Source organism: Bartonella sp. AD328YNZD, assembly GCF_042196425.1.
Map to the genome: position 1 here is coordinate 1 of NZ_JBHIQG010000554.1, position 1,122 is coordinate 1,122.

Sequence of the window (1,122 nt, forward strand, 5' to 3'; positions counted from 1 at the left end):
GCAGGGCTACCACTCCCATCAGGTTTCAAGCTTCCATTTTAATGAAACGGATTTTTTCCGTGGGACAAAAATATGTCTAAATACATTGCAGGACCTGAGATTGAACGTCTCATTCAGATTTTATCACGGTTACCAGGTCTTGGTCCACGTTCAGCACGTCGTGCTGCGCTTCATCTTATCAAAAAAAAAGAGACATTGCTGGAGCCTTTGGGAGCGGCTATACAAGCAGCTATAGAAAAAGTCGGCATTTGTTCTGTTTGTGGAAATGTCGATACCATTGATCCTTGTTCAATTTGCACAGATTTACGCCGCGATGATACAACAATCATTGTTGTTGAGGATATTGCTGATCTGTGGGCTCTTGAGCGCGCAAAAACTTTAGCCGCACGTTACCATGTGTTGGGTGGACGACTCTCTCCCTTAGATGGAATAGGCCCTGATGAACTCAATATTGCCACCTTAATACAACGTGTTGTACAAAACCCTATTACGGAGATTATTCTTGCTGTCAATGCGACTGTCGAAGGTCAAACAACTGCTCACTATATCACCGATCAGCTTTCCAATTTTCCAGTTAAAATTACGCGACTTGCTCATGGTGTCCCTGTAGGAGGCGAGCTTGATTATCTTGATGACGGAACTTTAGCAGCAGCTGTACAAGCAAGAACAAATCTTTAAAACTTTTTCTTCTTAACCTTTAGCTTTTTAATGACGGGGGAATATTCAAGTGATCAAGAAAAAACTCTCACTTTTAAACGACTTTGGTCCTGGTATTTTAGTATGTTTACTCATATCAGCCTTAGCTTATGGTTTAGAAGTTGTAGAAAAACAGCTTTTTGCAGAAGCGTGGCTTGAAAGCCTTGTTTTGGCAATTCTTTTAGGCTCTATTACTCGTAGTTGTTTTACTTTGCCAACATATTTTCAAAAAGGTATCACCTTTTGTGCAAAAACACTTCTCGAAATTGCTATTGTTCTTCTAGGTGCAAGCATTAGTATTAATGCAGTCCTTTCAGCTGGTTGGAATTTACTTGCTAGCATCGTATTCGTTATATTCATAACAATTATCCTTAGCTTTGTCATTGGTCGACTTTTCGGGCTTTCTACACATTTAGCAATGTTAGT

2 protein-coding genes are annotated in these 1,122 nt (G+C 40.0%); both read left to right on the plus strand.

What is annotated here, in order from left to right; all coding sequences use genetic code 11:
• Nucleotides 1-72 precede the first annotated feature (72 nt).
• The gene (gene recR / locus ACFIO3_RS13605) at nucleotides 73-678 is read left to right on the plus strand and encodes a recombination mediator RecR (protein ID WP_273790577.1); all 606 of its coding nucleotides are present in this window, start codon (nucleotides 73-75) and stop codon (nucleotides 676-678) included.
• A gap of 49 nt (nucleotides 679-727) precedes the next feature.
• The coding region (locus tag ACFIO3_RS13610) for a putative sulfate exporter family transporter (protein WP_375704640.1) at nucleotides 728-1,122 on the plus strand (395 nt) is incomplete at its 3' end.

Coding starts and splice junctions, on each gene's coding strand:
- recR (WP_273790577.1), top strand. CDS start 73: ATGTCTAAATACATTGCAGGACCTGAGATTGAACGTCTCATTCAGATT.